Source organism: Mycoplasmopsis cynos (genome assembly GCF_900660545.1).
In the GTDB taxonomy this organism is placed as follows: Bacteria; Bacillota_I; Bacilli_A; order Mycoplasmatales; family Metamycoplasmataceae; genus Mycoplasmopsis; species Mycoplasmopsis cynos.
Genome location: NZ_LR214989.1, coordinates 1 through 6165, shown reverse-complemented (window position 1 = coordinate 6165; position 6165 = coordinate 1). Strand labels below are relative to the sequence as shown.

Sequence of the window (6165 nt, the reverse complement as noted above, 5' to 3'; positions counted from 1 at the left end):
AGCCGAAAGGTGAAAATAGGGAACCGCTGTTTTTTTATTCATTTTTTAAATAATCAATGTAAGGAAAAGAAGAATTGTTAATATTAATTACTGAGTAATAAGAAGGATTAATGTTGGTAACTTTTTTGAGTTTTAAACTTGAAGTTTGTTGATCAAAATAAATAAGAATTAATAAATCAGGATCATTTGAGTACAATTTATTCAATGTTGAAAAAAAATTACTTTCAATATTTTTGTTAATGTTCTTTCATTTTCAATAATTAAATTTTTTTCATGATGATTTGATTAAAATATTAAGATAGATTTTTGAACCTTTGTACTCAATATAAGGAAGTGGATTTTCAGCTGCGAACTCTTTTTTATTAAAATTAACATTCTCTTCAATAAATAACAAGGTTGTTAATGTTTCTAAACTAATAGCTACTTCATACGGCGCGCTTGCTGTTTTAGTTTTTAACAAACTTTTTAACGTTCCTGCAAATAAACTATAGACAAAATTGTTTTTTCTAGCAAGGTTGTCCAAAGTATAATAATGTCTCTAAAAAATTGCTTTCATTCATTCTATAATTATATAAAATTATTAAGTAAAATTAATGCACATTTTTTGGTATAATTAATTAAAAATTGTAATTTTATGTAATTATATTTTTAATGCTTTAAGGAGGAAAAATGGCGAAGAAACAAAAATCATTTTTCGAACGTTTGTCAGAGTTGAATGATAATTTTGAAGAGAAAAATAAAAAGGTAACTAGAAAGACAAAAAGAAATTGGATCAACTGAGGTATTTTAGGAACTCTTGCAGTTTGTTTAATTTCTGGTATTTCTATTCCTTTAGCAATTAATACTACAAAAATAAATTACATCCAGCCTAAAAAAGATGCTGAGACAGCATTTACTTTTAATAATTTAAAAAATATATCAATAGGTGATTTTTCAAAATTGCTTAAAAACGATAAAACCAATTACAATGAAAAGTTTGATGATATATATAAAAAAGCTATATTTTATATGTATGAAAAAGAATATTTAGCTTCAAAACAATACCAAGAAATTTACAATGGTTCATTAAATAATAATGAAGGTATAAATCTGTCACTTGAACTTAAATCTCTTGATGTAATTAAAAACGAGCAAAAAAATAAATTGGAAGATCAAAAGAACAACCTTAAATCAACATTTGGTTTTTCAACTTGAGAAAATGTTTTTAAAGAGAGATTATTGTCTGAAGAATACGGTAAAAGTTCTACTGAAGATCAAGCTATTGAATATTTAACTTTTAAAGAAATAGAAGGTGTAGCTTTAAGAAGTCTAGAAATTGAAGTTAAAACAGTTGATGTTGACTTTTTAGAAAGAACTGCTAAAAAAGATATTTATGAAATAGATGTTAATAATTCCCCTAAAAGAGATGCTAAAGGTCAAGCAAAAATAATGTTTAAAAAAGGTCAAAGAGTTTTTCCTCATTTTGTAAAAGACAAAAATTATTTTGTTCTCGATAATGATCCTAAAAAAGCTATTGTTATTATGACTAAATCATTTATTCCAGAGTTAGTTAGTGCTGATAAAATAATAGAAACTTATTTTAATAATCATTCAGTTAATATTCCTACATCAATTTTATTACCTGGTGTTATAAATTCAAATTTAAGATTTGCATTTAGTTTTAAAGATGGTGATGCAAAGAAAAAATACATTAATAATTTTAAATATTCAGTGATAAAAGGACAAGACAACACTATTGAAATAAAAAGAAATATTGATATTTTAAAATCATTCAATAAGCCTGAAGATTATGCGATTTTTAAAGATGAATCAAAAGATAAAAACAAGTTAAAAGAGTTTAATGATAAAAGGTCGGTATATGAACAATATCTAAATGCTTTAACTTTAACAAAAGGTGATACATTAGGATTTTTAGGTGTCTCAACAACTAGCGAATTAATTAATAATAATATCGATTTAGCTTTTGGATCATTTGCTAACGAACTTTTAAAATCAGCTGACTCAACCTTTAAAGAAATTAATCTTGATGATTTATTTAAAATGCCAACTGGATTAAACACAAATGCAGAATCTGAAATAAAAAAATTGGTTGATGAAGCAGAAAAAGTTCAGATGGACTCTAAAATTACAGATATAAATCAAAAATTTAATACTGCTTCTGACAAAATTCAACAAGTTAATGAAATTATTGATAAATATTTTTCTGAATTATCTGAAGATCAATTTAATAAAGTTATTTTAGATAATTACAATTCTCATTTAATAATTAATGCAAATAATAAACAATATAGTTCAATAGTTTATAAAGTTAAAGATAAAAATGATCTGTTATTAATTGTAACTCCAACTGGATTATCTTTATTTTCAAACAAAAAAGTTTTAACATTAGAAGAATTTAAAAAACTTATAACAAGTGACTTAAAAAATATGGCAAAAGGAAACAAAACATATTTTGATTTAGCTAATAAAATAAGTGATAAAAATAATAAAGAGCAACTTGTTATCAGTTTATTAGAAGATCAACCATTTAAAAATTGATTATTGACTCAGAAGAAAGATAATAAAACTGTTTATACATTAAGTGAATTGGATAAAAGTTTAAGCAAAATAAAAACAGTTAAAAAAGGAAAGCAAATAAGTTCAGAAATTTCTTTATATGACAGAGTAGAAAAATATATTAATTCAAAAGTGAATACATTGAATAATATTAATTTCTCTAACTTAAATGGACAAGTAAAAATAAACTACTTAAAAAATGGAAATAACAATGATTTTTACTATTACTCAAAGTGATAAAAATGCTTATGATTTGGTAAATGCATATTTAAATAACACATTGAAAAAAGGAGAAAAATAATGAGAATTTTTAAGAAATTTTTAGCGTTTGCTCCTATTTTTAGTCTTTCCTACTGTTGCGATTGCCTGTGGTAGAGAAGTAAATGGTCTAATGAAATTTTCACTCAGGACCAATTATTCTCTAGCACAGGCAATCGCAAAACAGTAGGAAAGACTAAAATAGGAGCAAACGCTAAAAATTTCTTAAAAATTCTCATTATTTTTCTCCTTTTTTCAATGTGTTATTTAAATATGCATTTACCAAATCATAAGCATTTTTATCACTTTGAGTAATAGTAAAATCATTGTTATTTCCATTTTTTAAGTAGTTTATTTTTACTTGTCCATTTAAGTTAGAGAAATTAATATTATTCAATGTATTCACTTTTGAATTAATATATTTTTCTACTCTGTCATATAAAGAAATTTCTGAACTTATTTGCTTTCCTTTTTTAACTGTTTTTATTTTGCTTAAACTTTTATCCAATTCACTTAATGTATAAACAGTTTTATTATCTTTCTTCTGAGTCAATAATCAATTTTTAAATGGTTGATCTTCTAATAAACTGATAACAAGTTGCTCTTTATTATTTTTATCACTTATTTTATTAGCTAAATCAAAATATGTTTTGTTTCCTTTTGCCATATTTTTTAAGTCACTTGTTATAAGTTTTTTAAATTCTTCTAATGTTAAAACTTTTTTGTTTGAAAATAAAGATAATCCAGTTGGAGTTACAATTAATAACAGATCATTTTTATCTTTAACTTTATAAACTATTGAACTATATTGTTTATTATTTGCATTAATTATTAAATGAGAATTGTAATTATCTAAAATAACTTTATTAAATTGATCTTCAGATAATTCAGAAAAATATTTATCAATAATTTCATTAACTTGTTGAATTTTGTCAGAAGCAGTATTAAATTTTTGATTTATATCTGTAATTTTAGAGTCCATCTGAACTTTTTCTGCTTCATCAACCAATTTTTTTATTTCAGATTCTGCATTTGTGTTTAATCCAGTTGGCATTTTAAATAAATCATCAAGATTAATTTCTTTAAAGGTTGAGTCAGCTGATTTTAAAAGTTCGTTAGCAAATGATCCAAAAGCTAAATCGATATTATTATTAATTAATTCGCTAGTTGTTGAGACACCTAAAAATCCTAATGTATCACCTTTTGTTAAAGTTAAAGCATTTAGATATTGTTCATATACCGACCTTTTATCATTAAACTCTTTTAACTTGTTTTTATCTTTTGATTCATCTTTAAAAATCGCATAATCTTCAGGCTTATTGAATGATTTTAAAATATCAATATTTCTTTTTATTTCAATAGTGTTGTCTTGTCCTTTTATCACTGAATATTTAAAATTATTAATGTATTTTTTCTTTGCATCACCATCTTTAAAACTAAATGCAAATCTTAAATTTGAATTTATAACACCAGGTAATAAAATTGATGTAGGAATATTAACTGAATGATTATTAAAATAAGTTTCTATTATTTTATCAGCACTAACTAACTCTGGAATAAATGATTTAGTCATAATAACAATAGCTTTTTTAGGATCATTATCGAGAACAAAATAATTTTTGTCTTTTACAAAATGAGGAAAAACTCTTTGACCTTTTTTAAACATTATTTTTGCTTGACCTTTAGCATCTCTTTTAGGGGAATTATTAACATCTATTTCATAAATATCTTTTTTAGCAGTTCTTTCTAAAAAGTCAACATCAACTGTTTTAACTTCAATTTCTAGACTTCTTAAAGCTACACCTTCTATTTCTTTAAAAGTTAAATATTCAATAGCTTGATCTTCAGTAGAACTTTTACCGTATTCTTCAGACAATAATCTCTCTTTAAAAACATTTTCTCAAGTTGAAAAACCAAATGTTGATTTAAGGTTGTTCTTTTGATCTTCCAATTTATTTTTTTGCTCGTTTTTAATTACATCAAGAGATTTAAGTTCAAGTGACAGATTTATACCTTCATTATTATTTAATGAACCATTGTAAATTTCTTGGTATTGTTTTGAAGCTAAATATTCTTTTTCATACATATAAAATATAGCTTTTTTATATATATCATCAAACTTTTCATTGTAATTGGTTTTATCGTTTTTAAGCAATTTTGAAAAATCACCTATTGATATATTTTTTAAATTATTAAAAGTAAATGCTGTCTCAGCATCTTTTTTAGGCTGGATGTAATTTATTTTTGTAGTATTAATTGCTAAAGGAATAGAAATACCAGAAATTAAACAAACTGCAAGAGTTCCTAAAATACCTCAGTTGATCCAATTTCTTTTTGTCTTTCTAGTTACCTTTTTATTTTTCTCTTCAAAATTATCATTCAACTCTGACAAACGTTCGAAAAATGATTTTTGTTTCTTCGCCATTTTCCTCCTTAAAGCATTAAAAATATAATTACATAAAATTACAATTTTTAATTAATTATACCAAAAAATGTGCATTAATTTACTTAATAATTTTATATAATTATAGAATGAATGAAAGCAATTTTTTAGAGACATTATTATACTTTGACAACCTTGCTAGAAAAAACAATTTTGTCTATAGTTTATTTGCAGGAACGTTAAAAAGTTTGTTAAAAACTAAAACAGCAAGCGCGCCGTATGAAGTAGCTATTAGTTTAGAAACATTAACAACCTTGTTATTTATTGAAGAGAATGTTAATTTTAATAAAAAAGAGTTCGCAGCTGAAAAATCCACTTCCTTATATTGAGTACAAAGGTTCAAAAATCTATCTTAATATTTTAATCAAATCATCATGAAAAAATTTAATTATTTGAAAATGAAAGAACATTAACAAAAATATTGAAAAGTAATTTTTTTTCAACATTGAATAAATTGTACTCAAATGATCCTGATTTATTAATTCTTATTTATTTTGATCAACAAACTTCAAGTTTTAAAACTCAAAAAAAGTTACCAACATTAATCCTTCTTATTACTCAGTAATTAATATTAACAATTCTTCTTTTCCTTACATTGATTATTTAAAAAATGAATAAAAAAACAGCGGTTCCCTATTTTCACCTTTCGGCTATTTTCGGCGTAAAGAGGCTTAACTACTGAGTTCGGAATGGTATCAGGTGATCCCTCTTGCTATGACCACTGATTAATATTATAGTATAAAAATAAATATGTAAAAATTTTTTTTAATACTTTTAGGCCTATAAATAAGGACTATTAATAAAAATTAATAAAAATTTTTTATTCATTTTTATTAAAAAACTAGGGTTACCCTAGTTTTTTAATAATTTTTTGGAATATTTATTTTTAAATCATTTTGGTCTTTTTA

Annotated in this window: 3 protein-coding genes, 1 rRNA gene and 1 pseudogene; 2 read left to right on the top strand and 3 right to left on the bottom strand. The window is 23.6% G+C overall.

The window, feature by feature from the left end; all coding sequences use genetic code 4:
- Positions 1–34 precede the first annotated feature (34 nt).
- Positions 35–523, bottom strand: coding sequence for a hypothetical protein (locus EXC48_RS04520; protein WP_129721103.1), 489 nt, complete (start codon positions 521–523; stop codon positions 35–37).
- Positions 524–669: 146 nt separating this feature from the next.
- On the opposite strand from EXC48_RS04520, the pseudogene EXC48_RS04515 reads away from it, so the two are divergent.
- Positions 670–2857: pseudogene (locus EXC48_RS04515) on the top strand (HinT-interacting membrane complex protein P80).
- A gap of 195 nt (positions 2858–3052) precedes the next feature.
- On the opposite strand, the gene EXC48_RS04510 reads toward EXC48_RS04515, so the two are convergent.
- Positions 3053–5239, bottom strand: a complete 2187-nt coding sequence (locus EXC48_RS04510; protein ID WP_129721037.1) for a HinT-interacting membrane complex protein P80 — start codon at positions 5237–5239, stop codon at positions 3053–3055.
- A gap of 107 nt (positions 5240–5346) precedes the next feature.
- Between EXC48_RS04510 and EXC48_RS04970 the strand changes: the two genes are divergently transcribed.
- Entirely contained in the window at positions 5347–5613 is a 267-nt protein-coding gene (locus tag EXC48_RS04970) for a hypothetical protein (protein ID WP_223216349.1), read from the top strand.
- Between the two features lie 264 nt (positions 5614–5877).
- Here EXC48_RS04970 and rrf read toward each other — a convergent pair.
- Positions 5878–5983 (bottom strand): 5S ribosomal RNA (gene rrf / locus EXC48_RS04500).
- Positions 5984–6165: the final 182 nt, after the last annotated feature.